Genomic DNA, 924 nt, shown 5'->3' with positions numbered 1-924 from the left:
TTCGGCGACGACCAGACCGGCTTTCCCAAACTCAATAGACCTACCGCCTATATCCAAGACAGCGGTCTGGTCGCCGACGAGCCGGTAATCAAGCGCTTCGCCCTGCGCGTGGAAACCCGCCCGAGCCGGGTCACCCGCCGCGACTATGATTTCGAAAAGCCGCATCTGCTGATGGAAGCCGCGCACAAGAGCGAGCAGCCGGTGGAAGGTGATGAGCCACCAGCACCTCTCCCAGATCTGGAAGACTACGACTACCCCGGCCTCTTTACCGAACGCGCCCGCGGCAAGCATCTGGCCAAACGCAGCCTGGAGCGTCACCGCAGCGACTATCGCCTGGCCGAAGGCAAGAGTGATGTACCCACCCTGATCAGTGGCCACTTTCTGACTTTGGCAGAACACCCCAGAACCGACTGGAACGATCTGTGGCTGATCACCGGGATTCAGCATGAAGGCAAGCAGCCGCAGGTGCTGGAAGAGTCCGTTACCAGCGATGTCAAAGCTGAAGACGGTTTTACCCAGGGCTATCGCAACCAGTTCACCGCGACCCCCTGGGATGTAGCCTTCCGCCCGCAACTGGAGCATGTAAAGCCCAAGGTTCTGGGCAGCCAAACCGCCGTAGTCACCGGCCCGGCAGGCGAAGAAATCCACTGCGACCAATACGGCCGTATCAAAGTGCAATTTCACTGGGACCGCGAAGGCCAAGGCAATGACCAGACCAGTTGCTGGCTCCGAGTCTCCTCCAGCTGGGCTGGCAATCAATACGGCGGCATCGCCATTCCGCGCATCGGCATGGAAGTACTGATCACCTTCCTAGAAGGCGATCCAGACCAACCCCTGGTCACCGGCTGCCTGTACCACAAGACCCACCCCACACCTTACGAGCTGCCCGCGCACAAAAGTCGCAGCGTATTCAAAACTTTGAGC

The 924-nt window shown here is 59.6% G+C and carries 1 protein-coding gene; it reads left to right on the top strand.

The annotated features are described in order from the left end of the window. Positions 1 to 924: type VI secretion system tip protein TssI/VgrG (tssI, locus tag K787_RS0121355; protein WP_022964821.1), on the top strand; the 924-nt coding region annotated here is incomplete at both ends.

The organism is Halopseudomonas pelagia CL-AP6 (assembly GCF_000410875.1).
GTDB classification, from domain to species: domain Bacteria; phylum Pseudomonadota; class Gammaproteobacteria; order Pseudomonadales; family Pseudomonadaceae; genus Halopseudomonas; species Halopseudomonas pelagia.
The sequence above is the reverse complement of the archived record's forward strand: the minus strand, read 5'-3'. Positions and strand labels throughout refer to the sequence as shown.